This is a genomic window from Mycobacterium sp. NGS35, from assembly GCF_059812855.1.
In genome coordinates, this window is the sequence record NZ_JCALDL010000004.1 from 13,003 (window position 1) to 30,421 (window position 17,419).

A 17,419-nucleotide genomic window follows, 5' to 3' on the forward strand; every position below is an offset into this window, starting at 1 on the left:
ATCACATCCGGAAGACGCCGTAGGAGACCGACTCGACCGGCGCTTGACCGACTACTGAAAGCGCCAGGCCCAGAACGGTTCTGGTGTCGGCCGGATCGATCACGCCGTCGTCCCACAGCCGGGCGGTGGAGTAGTACGGATTGCCTTGCTCTTCGTACTGCGCGCGGATCGGCGCCTTGAATGCCTCTTGCTCGTCCTCCGACCACGTCGTACCGGCCGCTTCCAGGGCGTCGGCGCGGACCGTGGCGAGCACCGATGCGGCTTGCTCGCCACCCATCACCGAGATGCGCGCGTTGGGCCACATCCAGAGGAACCGCGGCGAGTAGGCCCGGCCACACATCGAATAGTTGCCTGCGCCGTAGGAGCCGCCAATCACGACCGTGAGCTTGGGCACCCGCGCGCATGCCACCGCGGTGACCATCTTGGCGCCGTGCTTGGCGATGCCACCGGCCTCATAGTCGCGGCCCACCATGAATCCGGAGATGTTCTGCAGAAACAGCAACGGCACCATGCGCTTGTCGCAGAGTTCGATGAAATGCGCTCCCTTCAAGGCGGATTCACTGAACAGCACGCCGTTGTTCGCGATGACACCGACCGGATGGCCGTGTATCCGAGCGAAGCCGGTGACCAGCGTGGTCCCGTATTCCGCCTTGAACTCCGCGAATTCGCCGCCGTCGACGATGCGGGTGACGACGTCGTGGACGTCATAGGGCACTCGTGAGTCGATCGGCACGACGTCGTAGAGCTCGGTCTGGTCGGCGATCGGGTCGACGGTCGGCGCGACGTCCCACAGGTAAGGCTGGCGCGGACCCAGCGTCGACACGATCCGTCGCACGATGCGGAGCGCGTCGCGGTCGTCGTGCGCGAGATGGTCAGTGACGCCGGAGGTTTTGGAGTGCAGGTCGCCGCCGCCGAGATCTTCAGCCGTCACCACTTCGCCGGTCGCCGCCTTCACCAGCGGCGGGCCGCCCAGAAAGATCGTGCCTTGATTGCGGACGATCACCGCCTCGTCGCTCATCGCCGGCACGTAGGCACCGCCCGCGGTGCACGAGCCGAGCACCGCCGCAATCTGTGGGATGCCTTCGGCGCTCATGGTCGCCTGGTTGTAGAAGATCCGGCCGAAATGCTCGCGGTCCGGGAACACCTCGTCTTGCCGCGGCAGAAACGCGCCGCCGGAGTCGACCAGGTAAATGCACGGCAGCCGGTTCTGCCGCGCGACTTCCTGGGCGCGCAGGTGCTTTTTGACCGTGATCGGGTAGTAGGTGCCGCCTTTGACGGTCGCGTCGTTGGCGACGATGACACATTCGCGGCCCGACACTCGGCCAATCCCGGTGATGATGCCGGCACCCGGGGATTCGTCGTCGTACATGCCGTTTGCCGCCAGCGGTGACAGCTCCAGGAACGGGCTTCCGGGGTCGAGCAGACCGTCGACACGCTCACGCGGCAAGAGCTTGCCGCGGCTGACGTGGCGCGCACGGGCGCGTTCGGGGCCGCCGAGTGCCGCCGCGGCCAGCTTCTCGCGCAATTGAGCGACCAACGCGAGATGCTCGTCGCGGTAGGAAGCTCGAGGTGCCACGTCTGTGTCCCTGACAGTGAGTTAATGATGACTAACCGGGCATATGTTAGTTACGATTAACTGAAATGTCTACCGCCGCCCCCGCTGAGTCGCGTCGCAGCCGGTTGAAATTCGACCGGCGCGGCAAGCTGTTGGCCGCCGCTGAGCGGTTGATCGCCGAACGCGGCTTCCTTGCCGTGCGGTTGGAGGACATCGGGGCCGCGGCGGGTGTCAGCGGGCCGGCGATCTATCGCCACTTCCCGAACAAGGAAGCTCTGTTGGTGGAGCTTCTGGTCGGCGTCAGCACCCGACTGCTGGCCGGCGCCCGAGCGGTGGTGTCCGAGGCGCCGGACGTCGACGCGGCGCTCGACGGGCTGATCGAGTTCCACCTCGACTTCGCGTTGGACGAGCGGGATCTCATCCGGATCCAAGATCGCGATTTGGCGCATCTGCCTGAACCGGCCAAGCGTCAGGTGCGCAAAGCGCAGCGTCAGTACGTGGAACTTTGGGTCGACGTGTTGCGGGAACGCAACGGAGTGGACGAAGCCGATGCGCGGCTGATGGCACACGCCGCCTTCGGCCTGTTGAATTCGACACCGCACAGCCTCAAGGGGTTTGGCACCAAGGACGTGGCTTCCCGCTCGCGTGGCGTCTTGCGGACGATGACTGCGGCCGCGTTGGACGGCCACCGCGATTAAGACCCGATCCCTTCGCCGAGAGTGACATTTTGCAGGCTTGCAGTCGAACGTTCCCTGGAAAACGTCACTCTCGGCGATTACCCAGACATACGAAACGCCGTCCGCGGCAACGACATCGAAGCCTGACGTCGTGATCGACAACGAGATCTGTGACCGCCCCGTCCGGAGCGGCCACAGATTCGGTGACGACTGACAGCTAGTACCAGTAGCGGCGGCCGCCGACGGGACGGCCGACAGAGCCGAGGATCCAGAGGACGGCGCCGATCACGATCAGGATGACGCCGATCACCCATAGGAACTGCAGACCGAATACCCAGCCAAGGATCGCAAGGATCACCCCGAGCACAATCATGACGCGACTCCAATCGTTGAGTTGACGGGATGCGGGCTGAACAACACGCCGCTGCTGGAGGGCTGCGGCACCCGAACGTTCTCGCATGTGACCTTCGGATTGACCCCGAAGTAGTTGAGGGGCCCGGCCACGACAGTCAGCGCGACCCGCGCCGCCGTCGCGCAGTTGGTTTCACCCTGCTTGAAGTAGCCCCGCTGAAATGCTGCGATCGCCCCGATGATCAACCAGATCACGACGATCGTTCCGATAATTCCGGTGCCTCGCATTGTCGCGCCTCCATCCGCCCGGAGTCAGGTTCAATGCGGTTACCCAACCGTGAAATCCACTAAACCGCGGCCCACGGGAAAGTGGATTCATGACGCGGCGCGAGCCGCCGAAAACGCATGGGTGAGCCAGTCTTGGATGGCGGCGCCCATCACGTTGCGGTTTTCGCGCTTGTCGATGCCGTGACCGTCGTCGTCGAACTTCACGAACTTGACCGGCCTGCCTCGTTCCCGCAGCGCCTCGACGATCTGCTCGGATTCGCTCACCGGCACGTTGGTGTCATGGGCGCCGTGCACGACCAGCAGGGGTGCCGTCAACGCATCGACGCGGCGAAGCGGTGAGAGTTGTTCGAGCAGTTCCCGATCACGCACCGGGTGCCCGTATTTCGGGTAGGCGGCAGCCGCGATCCACGGTTCGGTGTTGCGGTAGAAGGTCAACAAGTCGCTCATCCCACAGATGCTGATACCGGCGGCGAACAGCTCTGGGTGAAATGTCAACGCCGCCAACGTGAGATAGCCGCCGTAAGACCATCCCGCACACGCGATGCGAGCAGGGTCGGCCAACCCGCTGTCGACCAGAAACCGGACGCATTCGGCGACGTCGTCGATCGCGGCGAATCGGCCGGCCTTGTCGTCGGCGTGCATGAAGGTGCGGCCGAATCCGCCCGAGCCGCGGACATTCGGTGTGAACACCGTGATTCCGGTGTTGAGTAGGCGTGGGAAAAACTCGTCGTACCCGGGTCTTGACTGGCCCTCCGGCCCGCCATGCAGATATATCAGTGCGCCCATCGCCGGCGCGCCCGCCGGTGGCCGGTACAGCCAGCCGGTGAACTTCATGCCGTCGCGGCCGGTGAGGGTTTCCAGCGTGGGTCCGACGGAGAATCCGCTCACGACGGGGCCACGGCTTGGTTCGCGGTCGATCCGTTGCCATTCCCGTGATCGCGGGTCGACGAGTTCGACGGTGCGCGGCATGGACGGACCCTCGACGGTCACCGCGACCATCGACCCGCCAGCGCTGATCGACAACTGCTGAGCCACCGGGGCCGGCAGCGGGATGGGTTCGTGCAGCGTGTTGTCGGTGTACTCCAGGATCTGTAACTCGCTGCGCCCCTGCAGGTTCCACAGCAGGGCAACGGTGCTGAGGTCGTCGCTGACCACGAACTCGTCGAGATCGCAGTCCGGCCGTTCGGCCACCACGTAGTACGAGACGCCGTCCGCGGTAGCGATCACCTCGAGCAGTCGGGCATGGTCGCAGCCGTTGTCGCTGCGGACGAGGGCGCGGATATACCCCTGAGAGCTGTTGACGCCGTAGGTTTTCGCCGGGTAGTAGAGGCGCATCTCCTCTCCCGTGGGGCCACAACGAACTCGGCGGGGATGCTGGTCGTCGAGGATGTAGCCGACATCCGTGGTGGAACCCGGGTCCGAAGGTAGCAGCGCGTGCTCGGTCAGGCCGTGCAGCAGGATCAGCTCTTGATAGCCGCGGGGGCCGACCCGCACCAGCGCCGCGCCGGCCCAGGCGTCCACAAGCCGACCGCCCGAACGACGGTCCAGCACAACGCGTTCCCCGCCGGCCGGGTCGATCAAACATGACTCGCCGACGCCGTCCTCCCCCATCAGCATCGCCGCGACCCGCCGACCGTCCCAACCGACCAGTTCCGCCATTCCGGCGTCCTCGTGGTCGATGCGACGAGCCATCCGGTCGTCCGGATCGGTGGTGACCACCCAGATCTGGGAGCGTTCACTACCTTCCGGCGCCACCTGACACGCCAGCCAGTGACCGTCGGGCGAATGCATGACCCGCTCGACGGGACCCTCTACCGGCAACACCACGTCACGCGACGAGCTTGCCCGCCAACCGCTCAGAAAGCGTTGCACCGCACGGGGATAGCCGCCGTCGTCGACGATGTGCGCAAATGCGGTGGCGTCAGGAGACAATGACGCGCCATAGTTCTGGCGCACCGTGCCGCCCACCGACATCAACCCTCCATGCTCTGCAACCACATCTCCAGCACAGCCAGTTGCCACAGCGAATTGGCGCCGAGCGTGGTGCGTCCGTCATTCGGTGAGTTCAGCAGTCTCTCGACCGTTTCTCGCCGATACAGACCTCGCGAGCGTGCGGCATCATTGGTCAACGCCTCACGCACGAGGTCGTAGACCTCACCTTCGATATGACGGATCCCGGGCACCGGGAAGTAACCCTTGGTGCGGTCGATAACCTCGGCCGGCAACAGTGACCGCGACGCGTCCTTCAACACGCCCTTGCCACCCGACTCGAGCTTGAGTTCCGGCGGGCAGGTGGCGGCCAACTCGACGAAATCGTGGTCCAGGAACGGCACTCGGGCTTCCAGACCCCAGGCCATCGTCATTGTGTCGACACGCTTGACCGGGTCGTCTACCAACATCACTTCTGTGTCGAGCCGCAGCGCGGCGTCGACAGCGGTGTCCGCACCAGGCGCCGATTGGTGTGCTGCGACGAATTCGCGGCTGACGTCGGTGTCGACGCAGTACTCCGGGGTGAGAATCGACATCACCTCGCCGTGGTCGCGGTCGAAGAACACCTTCGCGTAGACATCGGTCACTTGAGCGCGGGGAATATCGGCCAGCGGCGGATACCAGTCGTAGCCGGCCAGGATTTCGTCGGCACCCTGACCGGATTGCACCACCTTGATCGACTTGCTGACTTCCTCAGAGAGCAGATAGAACGCGACGCAGTCGTGGCTGACCATTGGTTCGCTCATCGCCGCAATGGTTTTCGGCAACGCCGGCAACAATCGTGAGTTGTCGATGTGGATCTTGTGATGGTTCGTGTCAAAGGTCTTGGCCACCATGTCCGAGTAGTAGTACTCGTCACCGGACTGGCCACCCGCCGGATCGAACCCGATGCTGAACGTGGCGAGGCCGTGCTGGCCTTGTTCGGCGAGCAGCGCGACGACCACCGACGAGTCGATGCCCCCGGACAGCAGCACGCCGACGGGCACGTCGGCCACCATGCGGCGCGAGACGGCAACGCGCAGCGCGTCGATCAACGCCTCCTGCCAGTCCTGCTTCGACCACCCCGCACGGTCCGGGTCGCGGCGGAATTCCGGCGACCAGTACACGGTGTCGCGGTAGCTGCCGTCGGGCTGGATCACCCGCACCGTGGCCGGCGGCAGCTTGCGCACGCCACGGTAGATGGTGTGCGGGGCCGGGACGACGGCGTGAAAACTCATGTAGTGGTGCAGCGCAACGCGATCCAGTTCGGTGTCCACACCACCGGCGTCGAGCAGCGCGCGCACGGATGACGCAAACCGCAGCTTGCCTGGCGTCTCGGACAGGTAGAGCGGCTTGATGCCGAGCCGGTCGCGGCCCAGCGTCACCACGCCGCTGGCGCGGTCGGCGATCGCGAACGCGAACATGCCCTTGAACCGCTCGACGCATTGGGTTCCCCACTTGTGGAAGGCCTTGATGATGACCTCGCTGTCAGCGGTCGAGAAGAACCGGTAGCCGGCGGCCTGCAGCTCTGCGCGCAGCTCTTTGTAGTTGTAGATACAGCCGTTGAACACCAGTGTCAGCCCGAGTTCGCTGTCGACCATCGGCTGGCCTCCGCATGCGGTCAAGTCGATGATCGACAGCCGCCGGTGCCCGAACGCCACCCGCCCGTGCGCCACGAGCCCGTCGTCGTCAGGGCCACGGGCGACCATGGCAGCGGTCATTCGCGACACCGCCGCCACATCGGCCGATTGCCCGTCGAACCGGATCTCTCCGCAAATACCGCACATGCTGGCAGACCATACGCCTGTGAGCCTTGCCCCGGCGCGCCAGCGCGTTACGCAGGTACCCTCGCAGCCATGAGGTGGATATGACCGATTCGCCGCGGCCGGGATCGCCTTCGGATCCCTCCAGCCCGAATCCGGCCTATTCCGATCCGGCCTATGCCGGCAACATGCCGCCGGCCTACTCCCCGATCCCCGCCTCCGGCCATCCGGGCTCGACCGAGCCACTGCCTCAGTACTGGACCCAGACGTATCCACAGACGGGCGCGCCGACGCCGGCCAGCGAGCCGCCCCCCGAACCGCCTCGCGGTCCGCGGCCCTGGCTGTGGGCGACGGCTGGCTTTGCGCTGGCCGTCGTCATCGGGCTGGTGATCTGGATGCTGTTCGTCACCACAAACCCTTCCCGCCAAGAGACGTCGATTCCGGCGATGCCGTCGAGCACCACCACCCGCACGCCCACGCCCACGACGTCGGAGCGTTCGATGCCGTCGATCTTCCCGATTCCTCTTCCCACGCTGTCGGTTCCGAACCCGACAACTAGCCCCAACACCTCGGGTGAGACGGAGCCGGTGGTCTACGAGGTGACCGGCCAGGGCCGAGCGATCAACATCACGTACATCGACGAAGGCGGCCTTATGCAGACCGAGTTCAATGTGCTGCTGCCCTGGCACAAGGAAGTGAATCTGCCTAAGCCTGCGCAGAATTCGGCGAGCGTGACCGTGATCAACTCCGGTCGCAATGTCACCTGCAAGATCAGCATCGGCGGCGTGCAGGTGCAGCAGCGCACCGGTGCGCTGCTGACGGTGTGCAGCCCGTCGGGCTAACGGGCCGGCGTACGGACCGCCAGCATCGCCGAGAATCCGACGGCCAGCACCACCAGCAGCCCGCCCATCCCGGCGCGGTCGGTGCCGAACGCGTCGACGAATGTGAAGAACATCCATGGTGCGACGAACGCGACCGCCCGGCCCGTCGTGGTGTAGAGGCCGAACGCCACGCCTTCCTTGCCTTGGGCGGTCATCCGCAATAACAGGGTTCGCGCCGACGCCTGCGTGGGGCCGATGAACAAGCACAGGAGCAGGCCGCAAACCCAGAAGGCGGTCGCGCCCGACAGCGACATCAGCACCAGACCGGAGGCGATCATCGCCGACAGCGAGCCGAGGATGACGGTCTTGGATCCGATCCGGTCGTCGAGCAGGCCGCCGATCACCGCCCCGACGGCGGCCACCACGCTGGCCGTCACCCCGAACAGCAACACGTCGGCCCGAGAGATGCCGTATACCGCGACGCCCAGCACCGCACCGAATGTGAACACGCCACTGAGTCCGTCCCGGAACAGGGCGCTGGCCAGCAGGTAGTACACCAGGTTGCGGTCGCGGCGCCATTCCGCGACGACGTCGGACCACAACGCGCGGTAGGCGCCGAACACCCCGGTTCGCGACGGACGGGCGGCGTCGACGTCGACGGGCCGCGGGGGCGCGATCAGAACAGGCAGCGCGAACAGCGCCAGCCACGCCGCTGCCAGCAGCATGGCCGCGCGGACGTTCAAGCCGTCGGCGGTCGTGACGTGCAGCAAGCCCCGGGTGGGCCCGTCGCCGGCGATGAATGCGCCGTACACCAGCAACAGCAGTGCGACGCTGCCGACATACCCTGCAGCCCAGCCGAATCCGGAGATTCGGCCCGAGGTCTGCGGGGTGGCGAGCTGGCGCAGCATCGCGTTGTACGGGACGCTGGCCAGGTCGCTGGCGGCCGCTGTCAGCCCAAGCAGGGCCAGACCGGCCCACAGATATCCGGGATCGTCGCGGATGAGGCTCATCGCCGACGTGAGCAGCACCACCGTCGCGGTCAGCGCGCCCAGCACGCGTCGCCGCCGCTGCGGCACATCCACCCACACGCCGATCGCCGGAGCGAGCAATGCGACCGCCAGGCCCGCGACAGTGAGCGCCCGGCCGAGCCAACTGGCCGGCGTGGTGCCGCCGGGCATGCCCGCGCCGACGGCGTCAGTGAGGTAGACGGAGAAGACGAACGTGACGACGATCGCGTTCAGCCCCGTCGACCCACAGTCCCACAACGCCCAGGCCAGCACGCGCGAGCGGGGAGCGGCCATGGTCGCCGAGCCTATCGAGCCGCTTGCGCGAAGAGCAGAACCTATCTGTCTACGATCGTCGGCATGCCAGTACCCGCACCCAGTCCCGACGCGCGCGCCGTCGTCACCGGAGCGTCCCAGAACATCGGCGAAGCGCTGGCCACCGAACTGGCCGCCCGCGGCCACCACCTGATCATCACCGCCCGACGCGCAGACGTGCTGAACGCCCTAGCGGAACGGCTCACCGACCGATACGGCGTCACCGTCGAGGTGCGGCCGGTGGACCTCGCCGATCCGACTGAGCGCACCAAGCTGGCCGACGAGCTGGCGTCGCGCAACATCTCGATCCTGTGCGCCAACGCCGGGACGGCGACGTTCGGCCCGGTGGCGTCGTTGGATCCGGCGGGCGAGAAAGCTCAGGTGCAGCTCAATGTGCTTGGCGTGCACGACCTTACGCTCGCCGTGCTGCCGGGCATGGTCTCGCGTCGGGCGGGCGGCATCCTGATTTCCGGTTCGGCAGCGGGCAATTCACCGATCCCGAACAACGCCACCTATGCGGCGACCAAAGCGTTCGTGAACACTTTCAGCGAATCGCTGCGGGGCGAGCTGAAGAAGACCGGCGTGCATGTCACGCTGCTGGCGCCCGGACCCGTGCGCACCGCGACGCCCGACGAACAGGAGGCGTCGCTGGTGGACAAGCTGGTGCCCGAATTTCTCTGGATCTCAACCGAGCACACGGCGAAGCTGTCGCTGGACGGCCTGGAGCGCAACAAAATGCGCGTGGTGCCAGGTGTCACGTCCAAGGCGATGTCGGTGGCCAGCGGCTACACCCCGCGGGCGATCGTGGCCCCGATCGTCGGCGCGTTCTACAAACGCCTAGGCGGCGGCTAGTTCTGCGCCGAAACGGAATTCCGCGAGGCGGCTTCTCGATATTCGCCGCGCCAGTTACAGCCTCGGGCGCTCAGCGCCGGCGGCGGCTGCCTGTCCCGAGAATGCTGCGCGTGATCTCGCGGCCGAGCACTGTTCCGGCTGACCGCATTGCGCTCTTGAACGCCGGGCTCTCGAACATCTTCTCGAAGAATCCCGGCTCGGCGGCATCACGCGCTGTAGCGGTGCCGGAAACGGTCGCCTCGCCCGGCTGTTCGGCCGGCGGCGCCAACCGCGCGTTGAGCCGTTCGTAGGCCGACTCCCGGTCGATGGTCTCGCCGTAAACCGCTTGCAGTGGACTGGATTTCGCGGCGGCGGCGATGGCGTCGGGGCCGATGGCATCCATCAGCGAACGCGGCGAGCGCATCCGCGTCCACGCCACCGGCGTCGGCGCGCCGCTTTCCGATAGCACGGTGACTACTGCCTCGCCGATGCCCAGCGACGTCAGAGCCGACTCGAGGTCGTACGCCTTGGTTTTCGGAAAGGTGCGGACGGTCTTCGCAAGCGCCTTCTGGTCGTCCGGGGTGAACGCGCGAATCGCGTGCTGGATGCGGGCCCCAAGTTGCGAGAGCACGTCGTTGGGCACGTCGGTGGGCAGCTGGGTGCAGAAGAAGACGCCGACGCCCTTGGACCGGATCAGCTTGACGGTCTGTTCCACCTGCTCGAGGAACGCCTTCGAGGCGTCGGTGAAAAGCAGATGAGCCTCGTCGAAGAAGAACACGAGCTTGGGCTTGTCCAGGTCCCCGACCTCGGGAAGGAAGGTGAACAAATCGGCCAGAACCCACATCAAAAACGTCGAGAACAGCACCGGCCTCGTCGCTTGGCTGCCCAGTTCGAGCAGTGTGATGACGCCGCGGCCCTGCGAATCCAGCCGGAACAGGTCCTTGGGCTCCAATTCCGGCTCGCCGAAGAACGTGTTGGCGCCTTCGGCTTCGAGGTTCACCAGCGCGCGCAGAATCACACCGGCGGTGGTCGGTGATACCGCGCCGAGCGCCTTGAGCTCGGGTTTGCCTTCGTCGCTGGACAAGAACGTGATGACGGAGCGCAGATCTTTCAGGTCGAGAAGTGACAGGCCCTTCTGGTCTGCCCAGTGGAAGATCAGGCCGAGCGTCGACTCCTGGGTTTGGTTGAGCCCCAGAACTTTTGACAGCAGGATCGGCCCAAAGCTGGAAATGGTGGCGCGCACCGGTACGCCGACGCCGCCGGTGCCCAGGGACAGAAACTCGACGGGAAACGCGGCAGGAGCCCAGTCGTCACCGGTGTCCTTGGCGCGGGCAGTGATCTTGTCGGTCGCGAAGCCGGGTCGTGACAGCCCCGACAGGTCGCCCTTGATGTCGGCCATCACGACCGGCACGCCCGCCGCCGACAGCTGCTCGGCCATCACCTGCAGCGATTTCGTCTTACCGGTGCCGGTCGCGCCGGCCACAAGGCCGTGCCGGTTGACCGTGGCCAGCGGAATGCGAATCCGGGCGCCGGGATCGACCGTGCCGTCGACCACCACCGTGCCCAGCTCCAGCGCTTTGCCCTCTACTGCGTACCCGGCGGCGATCTGCTGGGCGGGCGACAGCGACGGTTCTGTGCTCATCGGACCTGACACTACTGCCATCGAGCAGCCATGACGGCTTACTGTTGAGCGCTGTGCGTGACGAATTGGTGTGGATCGACTGCGAGATGACCGGCCTCGACCTTCGAAAGGACCGGCTGATTGAGATCGCCGCGCTGGTCACCGACGGTGAGTTGAACGTGCTGGGCGACGGCGTGGACGTGGTGATCCACGCCGACGACGACGCGCTGTCCGGGATGCTCGACGTGGTCGTCGAGATGCACAGCCGCTCGGGGCTGGTCGACGAGGTGCGAGCGTCGACGGTCGACGTGGCGCAAGCCGAGGCGATGGTGCTCGACTACATCAAAGCCTTTGTGCCACAGGCCAAGACAGCGCCATTGGCGGGCAACTCGATTGCCACCGACCGCGGATTCATCGCCCGGGACATGCCTGCCCTCGACGACTACCTGCACTACCGGATGATCGACGTGAGCTCGATCAAGGAACTGTGCCGGCGGTGGTATCCCCGCATCTATTACGGCCAGCCGGAGAAGGGGTTGGCGCACCGCGCCGTCGCCGACATCCACGAGTCGATCCGCGAGCTGAAGTACTACCGGCGCACCGTGTTCGTGCCCCCACCAGGGCCGTCGACCAGCGAGATCGAGGCGATCGCGGCGGAAATCAACGGACGCGCCGGCCCGTCGAGGGATCTGGATTCGGCTCCGGAGGCCACAAGCGGCTAATATCGCGTTCGCCGCCTGCACGTGCCGGCGGCGATGGTGAGTGTAGTTCAGCTGGTAGAGCACCAGGTTGTGGTCCTGGAAGTCGCGGGTTCGAGTCCCGTCACTCACCCCGAGGTCAGGGTCGTTTTGCCAGCGACTCCGCGACGCTACGTGTTGGCGTTACCGGCTTTCCACTGCTCCCACGGAATGTTCCAGTCGCCCAACCCGTCGGTACCCGGCAACGTGGCCCCGACGGTGTTGACGATCTGGACGATGTCGCCGCGTTTGGTGTTGTTGTAGAACCAGATTGCATTGCTGGGGCTTACGTTCAGGCACCCGTGACTCGTGTTGGTGTTGCCCTGCGCGCCCACCGACCACGGCGCCGAGTGCACGAAGATGCCGCTGTAGGAGATCTGCGTCGCCCAGTCGACGTCGGTGCGGTATCCGTTGGGTGAGTTGACCGGAACGCCGTAGGTCGACGAGTCCATGATGATGTGCTTGAACCGGTCGCCGACGATGTAAATACCGTTGTTGGTCGGCGTGCTGTTCTTGCCCATCGAGGTGGGTATGGTCTTGATCACTTCGCCGTTGCGACGCACCGTGATGGTCTTCGTGTTGTCGTCGGCGGTAGCGATCACCTCATCACCGATGGTGAAGTGCGTCTTGACGTCGTCCTGGCCGAACAGGCCGTTGCCCATGTCGACGCCGTAGATGTCAACCGCGACGTCCACTTGGGTGCCGGGCTTCCAGAATTTCTCGGGCCGCCAACGCAATTCCCGATTGTTCAGCCAGTAGAACGCTCCCTCGACCGGAGGATTCGTCGTGATCTTGATCGCGCGCTGCGCGGCCAGCCGGTTCGGGATGTTCTCGTCGAAGCGGATAGCCACCGGCTGCCCGACGCCCACCACCTCGCCGTCATTCGGCAAGACATACGCCGATGTCAGGTTCTCAGGCGAGTGAGTGCGAAACGTCATGCGCTGACGGGAGATGCCGCTGAGCCCGAGTGCCTCTGCGGTCAGCGTGTACTGCTTGTTGTAGCCCAGCGGTTCGCTGGTCGACCACGTGAGCCCGTCAGGACTCAACTTGCCCTCCACCGAGGTGCCGTCGGACCTCGAAAGGCTCACCGCCCCCAGCACACCGTCTTCCGCGGTGACGGTGACCGGCTGATCCACCGCGACACCGACCGCCCCGTCTTTGACAGATGCCTGCAGCTTGGGCACCAGAAGATCGGCGTATGGAGTGCCTTTGTCGGTGATCACCTTCGGCGCGTCGGACGCGGAGTTGCTGCTGCAGCCGCAGAGGCCCAAGGCTAGTGCCGAAACCAGGGTGAGAGCGATCAACCAGGACCGATGCCGACGCCCATGCGTCGCTGAACGGACCTGCCACATACGTCGTTCCACCTCACAGCCACGGCTAATTCGATACCGTTCTTTGGCAATAGTCTAAGGGCAACCTGGGCGTGCAGCGTGCCATCGACGGGTAACGCCGTTCCGTTGGCAGGTGCCTGCTTTGGCTCGCGCTGCGCTAGCCTGTTATCGTCGCCTGTCGACGCGCCGTTAGCTCAGTTGGTAGAGCAGCTGACTCTTAATCAGCGGGTCCGGGGTTCGAAACCCTGACGGCGCACTGTTGTTTCGTTATTTGCCTGCGCGCGAACATCGTTGGCGCCGCTTCTTGTGACGCTCGCGACACGGCCGGCTCGTCGTTCGCCCGTTATGCCAGGTCAGCCAGCAAATCCCCGATCCACCACGACCGTTGCTCGGCAATTTCTGATTGTTTGCTTGTGGTTCGCCGGTCACGAGGGTAGGTTTGCGAACATCATTAACGGAATCGATACGTTCAGACGGCAAATAGCCGTTGCACGTAGGGAACCGGGGTCTTTGTAGATGTCAGGGAGCCAGCCGGAGGGTTCGGGGCCAGTGGGTTCCGGCGGCACCTCAGCCATTGCTGAGCAATCGCGTAGCAAGTACACACAGCTACCTACTACCGTTTACACCTGCAACAGGCTCGGGCGCGTGGGCACCATGCGCGTCCGTGCGCTTGGATTCGTCGGGTGGTGGCGGCGGCGCACCAGCGCCTAGCCGTCGCGCTGCTGTCAGCGGTTGCGGACCCGGCGGATCGCCAACACCACAGTGAGCGCTCCGACGCCGATCAATGTGTACGTCACGGGCGGCTTCTTCAAGAAGGTGACGGTGGCGACTTTGAGGTCGTTGACCAACCGGCGCGGATGGGCCCGTTCGGTCAACGTGTCGACGGTGGCAGCCAATTGGTCGCGGGCACGGTCGATGTCGGCTTTGATGGCCTCAGGGTCACGGTCCGCCACGATGTCCTCCGCCTGTGAAGGGTTGCTGCCTGCCGCACTACCCTAGATCAGCCGAGGTGCGAACCAGCGCACTGGTGTGTGACGAAGGGAAGATCCAGCAGATGAGCGCGACGACACGGCTCGAGGTGGGCGAGAAAGCCCCCGACTTCAGCCTTGAAGACGCCGACGGCAACACCGTGTCGCTGGCCGACTACCGCGGCCGCAAGCTGATCGTCTACTTCTACCCGGCAGCGTCGACTCCCGGCTGCACCAAACAGGCGTGCGACTTCCGCGACAACCTGCACGAACTGAACAAAGCCGGACTGGACGTCGTCGGTATCTCGCCGGACAAGCCAGCCAAGCTAGCCAAGTTCCGCGACGCCGAAGGGCTGACTTTTCCACTTCTGTCGGATCCTGACCGCGAAGTGTTGACGAAGTGGGGGGCCTACGGCGAGAAGAAGATGTACGGCAAGACGGTGCAAGGCGTGATCCGGTCGACGTTCGTCATCGACGAACAGGGCAAGATCACGCTGGCTCGGTACAACGTCAAGGCCGCACATACGGCGACATTGGTTCAGCAAATCATTGCCGACGTAGCCGCCGGATAACGGGTGACCGAGACCGATCAAACCTCCGACCCAACACGTATCAAGGACCGGCAACGAGCTGTGCGTAGACCTTCGTGGTCGTAGATGAAGTGGGAATAGCCGACACCCTCGACGGGTATCTGAGCCGCCACAGCGGCGCGGAAAGCTTCTGATGTCTTGTCAGACAACGTCTTTGCGGCTACACCACTGGCGCTGATCGCTGAAAGCTCGATCTCACTGCTGGCCACACCAGTAGCGGATGCTCAGGTCAAGAGAAAGATGCTTTGCTGCTCCTGTTATGCGATTTAGAAAATTGTGGTTAACCGCGTCCGATGAATTGCCACCGAGTTTGCTGATGGCGAGACGCAGCTGTCAACGAGGTGTGATACTGCTACACGTTGCTGACGAACGGATCAGCGCAAGGAACGGAAAAACACATGGCAACAATTACTCGTGGACTGGCGGTCGCGGTTTTCCTTGGTGCCGCCGCAATCGGATCGGCAAGCCCCGCGTGGGCAGATCTCACGCCGGGGTCCTACACGGGAACCATGCTCGACGGGGGGTCGACATATCAGGAAGGTTCCACGGTCGTCTACACCGTTACCCCCTGCGGACCGAATTGCATGCATCTGGCTCCACCGCAGGCGGCGGGATTTACAGCGCACTTGCAGGGCAATACCTGGACCTCAGACGATGGAAAGATCTCAATCGATAACACCTCGCTGGTTCTGACTGCTCACGGGTCGGAAACCTACGTTATCGGCCTGACGAAGAACGGCTGACGCGGCAACTCCAAAGTTTCGGCAGCGGTTCACCCGACTTGTCCGTCTAACCCAGCTTCGCCAGCAACAGCGCCTCGGCGATCGCGGCACGTTCCAGCACGCCGAGGTGCAGGCTTTCGTTGACGCTATGTGCTTGTGTCGCAGGGTCTTCCACTCCGGTGACCAGAATCTTCGCGTTGGGAAAGGCCTCGGCGAACGCGGCGATGAACGGGATCGATCCACCGACACCCATGTCGACGGGGTCGGCGCCCCACGCCTCGCGGAACGCTGCCCTCGCAGCGTCGTAGGCCGGGCCGGTGGCGTCGATCGCATACGGCAGGCCCATATCCCCCGGCGTGACGGTCACTTTCGCACCCCACGGCGTATGGTCGTGGAGATGGCGCGTGAGCGCATCGAGGTGCGCCCCCGGGTCGCCGCCCGGGGCGATGCGCAGGCTGATCTTCGCCCTCGCCCGAGGGATCAACGTGTTCGACGACTTCGCGATGGGAGTGGCATCGATTCCGATGACGGTGATGGCGGCCTTGGCCCAAAGCCGTTGCGGCACAGTGCCGCTGCCGATCTCCCGAACGCCGTCGAGCAGGCCGGTCTCCTGCCGCACCCGCTCGGGTGGGTAGTCGAGTTCCGCGGCAGTACCTTCATGCAGGCCGGCGACGGCCACGTTTCCCTCGTCGTCGTGCAGGCTCGCCAGCAGCCGCGTCAGCACCATCAGCGCGTCGGGCACCACCCCGCCCCACATGCCGGAATGCAGACCATGGTCGAGTGTCGCCACCTCCACGACGCAGTCGACGAGCCCACGCAGCGACACCGTGAGCGCCGGCACCTCGGTGCTCCAGTTCATCGAGTCCGCCAGCAGGATCACATCGGCCGCCAGCTTGTCCTTGTGGGCGTCGAGCAACTTGTGCAGTGACGGCGAGCCCGACTCCTCTTCGCCTTCGACGAACACCGTGACACCCACCGGCGGATTGCCTTGGTGCGCACGGAAAGCAGCCAAATGCGTTGCAATACCTGCCTTGTCGTCGGCGGTGCCGCGGCCGTAGAGCCGGCCGCCACGTTCGTCGGGCTCGAACGGCGGTGAAGCCCACTGCGCGTGGTCGCCCTCGGGTTGCACGTCATGGTGGGCGTAGAGCAGCACCGTCGGCGCGCCGGGCGGGGCCGGGTGGCGGGCGATGACCGCTGGTGCGCCGTCGGCCGCGACGATCTCCACGTCGTGGAATCCGGCCGCTGTCAACAGGTCGGCGACCGCTTGCGCACTGCGCTGCACTTCTGTGCGGCGGCCCGGGTCGGCCCATACCGACTCGATGCGCACCAGGTCCTCCAGATCGCGGCGCACCGAGGGCAGGAGATCGCGGACGCGCTCGACGATATCGCTCATGGCATCGAGGCTAGCCGCGCGAGCAGACGCTGAATCGCATAATCCTAGGTCGCGAGATGCGAGTTAGCGTCTGCTCGCGGGATCAAGTGGGGGCCTCGAGGACCGCGACAGCGGCGGCGGTGTCGCCCTCGTGGCACAGCGACACGTGGATCGTGACGTCAGCGAGATGCTCGGCGATCGCGCCGGACAGCCGCACCTTCGGCCGTCCCCACATGTCCGTGACTACCTCGATATCGCGGTGGATCCCCTCCGGCAGCACCGGCCGCTGCGCGAACCGTGACCCTGACCACGCTTTGATCACCGCCTCCTTGGCGGCCCAGCGCGCAGCCAGATGCCGTGCCGCCGACGAGCTCTTGTCGGCGGCGTCGCGGCGCTCCCCCGGCGTGAACGTCTCCGCGAACACCGTTCCCGGCTGGTCGACCTGCTCCGCGAAATCGGGGATGAAGACCAGATCGATCCCCAACCCCACTATCGCCATAAAGGC

General features: G+C 65.1%; 16 protein-coding genes and 2 tRNA genes. 7 read left to right on the forward strand and 11 right to left on the reverse strand.

Annotation, left to right across the window (positions count from 1 at the left end; all coding sequences use genetic code 11):
- Position 1: 1 nt before the first annotated feature.
- Positions 2–1,576, reverse strand: coding sequence for a carboxyl transferase domain-containing protein (locus tag AC5Y4C_RS09175; protein WP_499908828.1), 1,575 nt, complete (start codon positions 1,574–1,576; stop codon positions 2–4).
- Between the two features lie 65 nt (positions 1,577–1,641).
- Here AC5Y4C_RS09175 and AC5Y4C_RS09180 point away from each other — a divergent pair, with 65 nt between their 5' ends.
- On the forward strand, positions 1,642–2,253 hold the full coding sequence (locus tag AC5Y4C_RS09180) for an SACE_7040 family transcriptional regulator (RefSeq protein WP_499908830.1): 612 nt from the start codon (positions 1,642–1,644) through the stop codon (positions 2,251–2,253).
- Positions 2,254–2,449: 196 nt separating this feature from the next.
- Here the strand turns inward: AC5Y4C_RS09180 and AC5Y4C_RS09185 are convergent, their stop codons facing one another.
- The 4 genes from AC5Y4C_RS09185 to AC5Y4C_RS09200 all read right to left on the reverse strand — a co-directional run bounded on the left by AC5Y4C_RS09185 (position 2,450) and on the right by AC5Y4C_RS09200 (position 6,626).
- A complete protein-coding gene (locus tag AC5Y4C_RS09185; protein WP_499962409.1) occupies positions 2,450–2,605 on the reverse strand; it encodes a DUF6131 family protein in 156 nt (51 codons plus the stop codon).
- The gene (locus tag AC5Y4C_RS09190; RefSeq protein ID WP_499908834.1) at positions 2,602–2,871 is read right to left on the reverse strand and encodes a hypothetical protein; all 270 of its coding nucleotides are present in this window, start codon (positions 2,869–2,871) and stop codon (positions 2,602–2,604) included. The genes AC5Y4C_RS09185 and AC5Y4C_RS09190 overlap by 4 nt, the downstream gene beginning before the upstream one ends.
- Before the next feature lie 87 nt (positions 2,872–2,958).
- Positions 2,959–4,845 carry a S9 family peptidase gene (locus tag AC5Y4C_RS09195; RefSeq protein ID WP_499962410.1) on the reverse strand — a complete coding sequence of 629 codons (1,887 nt, stop codon included), beginning with the start codon at positions 4,843–4,845 and terminating at the stop codon, positions 2,959–2,961.
- Positions 4,845–6,626, reverse strand: a complete 1,782-nt coding sequence (locus tag AC5Y4C_RS09200) for an N-acetylglutaminylglutamine amidotransferase (RefSeq protein WP_499908838.1) — start codon at positions 6,624–6,626, stop codon at positions 4,845–4,847. The genes AC5Y4C_RS09195 and AC5Y4C_RS09200 overlap by 1 nt, the downstream gene beginning before the upstream one ends.
- A gap of 80 nt (positions 6,627–6,706) precedes the next feature.
- Between AC5Y4C_RS09200 and AC5Y4C_RS09205 the strand changes: the two genes are divergently transcribed.
- Positions 6,707–7,444 carry an MmpS family transport accessory protein gene (locus AC5Y4C_RS09205; protein WP_499908840.1) on the forward strand — a complete coding sequence of 246 codons (738 nt, stop codon included), beginning with the start codon at positions 6,707–6,709 and terminating at the stop codon, positions 7,442–7,444.
- On the opposite strand, the gene AC5Y4C_RS09210 is transcribed toward AC5Y4C_RS09205, so the two are convergent.
- Positions 7,441–8,724, reverse strand: coding sequence for an MFS transporter (locus tag AC5Y4C_RS09210; RefSeq protein WP_499962412.1), 1,284 nt, complete (start codon positions 8,722–8,724; stop codon positions 7,441–7,443). The two genes, AC5Y4C_RS09205 and AC5Y4C_RS09210, sit on opposite strands and share 4 nt — an antisense overlap.
- Before the next feature lie 63 nt (positions 8,725–8,787).
- On the opposite strand from AC5Y4C_RS09210, the gene cmrA reads away from it, so the two are divergent.
- Positions 8,788–9,594 (forward strand): mycolate reductase, encoded by an 807-nt coding sequence (gene cmrA / locus AC5Y4C_RS09215; RefSeq protein ID WP_499908844.1) that lies wholly within the window; start codon positions 8,788–8,790, stop codon positions 9,592–9,594.
- Between the two features lie 70 nt (positions 9,595–9,664).
- Here cmrA and AC5Y4C_RS09220 read toward each other — a convergent pair whose 3' ends face one another.
- Complete coding sequence (locus AC5Y4C_RS09220; RefSeq protein ID WP_499962414.1) at positions 9,665–11,215, reverse strand: helicase HerA-like domain-containing protein; 1,551 nt, start codon at positions 11,213–11,215, stop codon at positions 9,665–9,667.
- Between the two features lie 53 nt (positions 11,216–11,268).
- On the opposite strand from AC5Y4C_RS09220, the gene orn reads away from it, so the two are divergent.
- Positions 11,269–11,916 carry an oligoribonuclease gene (orn, locus tag AC5Y4C_RS09225; RefSeq protein WP_499908848.1) on the forward strand — a complete coding sequence of 216 codons (648 nt, stop codon included), beginning with the start codon at positions 11,269–11,271 and terminating at the stop codon, positions 11,914–11,916.
- A 36-nt stretch (positions 11,917–11,952) separates the two neighbouring features.
- Positions 11,953–12,025, forward strand: a tRNA-His gene (locus AC5Y4C_RS09230).
- Between the two features lie 37 nt (positions 12,026–12,062).
- Here AC5Y4C_RS09230 and AC5Y4C_RS09235 read toward each other — a convergent pair.
- Positions 12,063–13,283 (reverse strand): L,D-transpeptidase, encoded by a 1,221-nt coding sequence (locus AC5Y4C_RS09235; protein ID WP_499908850.1) that lies wholly within the window; start codon positions 13,281–13,283, stop codon positions 12,063–12,065.
- A 162-nt stretch (positions 13,284–13,445) separates the two neighbouring features.
- On the opposite strand from AC5Y4C_RS09235, the gene AC5Y4C_RS09240 reads away from it, so the two are divergent.
- Positions 13,446–13,518 (forward strand) — tRNA-Lys (locus AC5Y4C_RS09240).
- A 469-nt stretch (positions 13,519–13,987) separates the two neighbouring features.
- Here AC5Y4C_RS09240 and AC5Y4C_RS09245 read toward each other — a convergent pair.
- Positions 13,988–14,215, reverse strand: coding sequence for a DUF3618 domain-containing protein (locus AC5Y4C_RS09245; RefSeq protein WP_499908852.1), 228 nt, complete (start codon positions 14,213–14,215; stop codon positions 13,988–13,990).
- Positions 14,216–14,316: 101 nt separating this feature from the next.
- Between AC5Y4C_RS09245 and bcp the strand changes: the two genes are divergently transcribed.
- Positions 14,317–14,802, forward strand: coding sequence for a thioredoxin-dependent thiol peroxidase (gene bcp, locus AC5Y4C_RS09250; protein ID WP_499962416.1), 486 nt, complete (start codon positions 14,317–14,319; stop codon positions 14,800–14,802).
- Between the two features lie 807 nt (positions 14,803–15,609).
- Here the strand turns inward: bcp and AC5Y4C_RS09255 are convergent.
- Positions 15,610–16,935: a dipeptidase gene (locus tag AC5Y4C_RS09255; RefSeq protein ID WP_499962418.1), complete on the reverse strand. Its 1,326-nt coding sequence runs from the start codon at positions 16,933–16,935 to the stop codon at positions 15,610–15,612.
- A gap of 82 nt (positions 16,936–17,017) precedes the next feature.
- Positions 17,018–17,413: a holo-ACP synthase AcpS gene (gene acpS, locus AC5Y4C_RS09260; protein ID WP_499962420.1), complete on the reverse strand. Its 396-nt coding sequence runs from the start codon at positions 17,411–17,413 to the stop codon at positions 17,018–17,020.
- Between the last annotated feature and the right edge of the window lie 6 nt (positions 17,414–17,419).

Coding starts and splice junctions, on each gene's coding strand:
- AC5Y4C_RS09220 (WP_499962414.1), bottom strand. CDS start 11,215: ATGAGCACAGAACCGTCGCTGTCGCCCGCCCAGCAGATCGCCGCCGGG.
- AC5Y4C_RS09235 (WP_499908850.1), bottom strand. CDS start 13,283: ATGTGGCAGGTCCGTTCAGCGACGCATGGGCGTCGGCATCGGTCCTGG.
- AC5Y4C_RS09185 (WP_499962409.1), bottom strand. CDS start 2,605: ATGATTGTGCTCGGGGTGATCCTTGCGATCCTTGGCTGGGTATTCGGT.
- AC5Y4C_RS09255 (WP_499962418.1), bottom strand. CDS start 16,935: ATGAGCGATATCGTCGAGCGCGTCCGCGATCTCCTGCCCTCGGTGCGC.
- AC5Y4C_RS09205 (WP_499908840.1), top strand. CDS start 6,707: ATGACCGATTCGCCGCGGCCGGGATCGCCTTCGGATCCCTCCAGCCCG.
- AC5Y4C_RS09200 (WP_499908838.1), bottom strand. CDS start 6,626: ATGTGCGGTATTTGCGGAGAGATCCGGTTCGACGGGCAATCGGCCGAT.
- acpS (WP_499962420.1), bottom strand. CDS start 17,413: ATGGCGATAGTGGGGTTGGGGATCGATCTGGTCTTCATCCCCGATTTC.
- AC5Y4C_RS09190 (WP_499908834.1), bottom strand. CDS start 2,871: ATGCGAGGCACCGGAATTATCGGAACGATCGTCGTGATCTGGTTGATC.
- AC5Y4C_RS09195 (WP_499962410.1), bottom strand. CDS start 4,845: ATGTCGGTGGGCGGCACGGTGCGCCAGAACTATGGCGCGTCATTGTCT.
- cmrA (WP_499908844.1), top strand. CDS start 8,788: ATGCCAGTACCCGCACCCAGTCCCGACGCGCGCGCCGTCGTCACCGGA.
- AC5Y4C_RS09180 (WP_499908830.1), top strand. CDS start 1,642: ATGTCTACCGCCGCCCCCGCTGAGTCGCGTCGCAGCCGGTTGAAATTC.
- bcp (WP_499962416.1), top strand. CDS start 14,317: ATGAGCGCGACGACACGGCTCGAGGTGGGCGAGAAAGCCCCCGACTTC.
- AC5Y4C_RS09210 (WP_499962412.1), bottom strand. CDS start 8,724: ATGGCCGCTCCCCGCTCGCGCGTGCTGGCCTGGGCGTTGTGGGACTGT.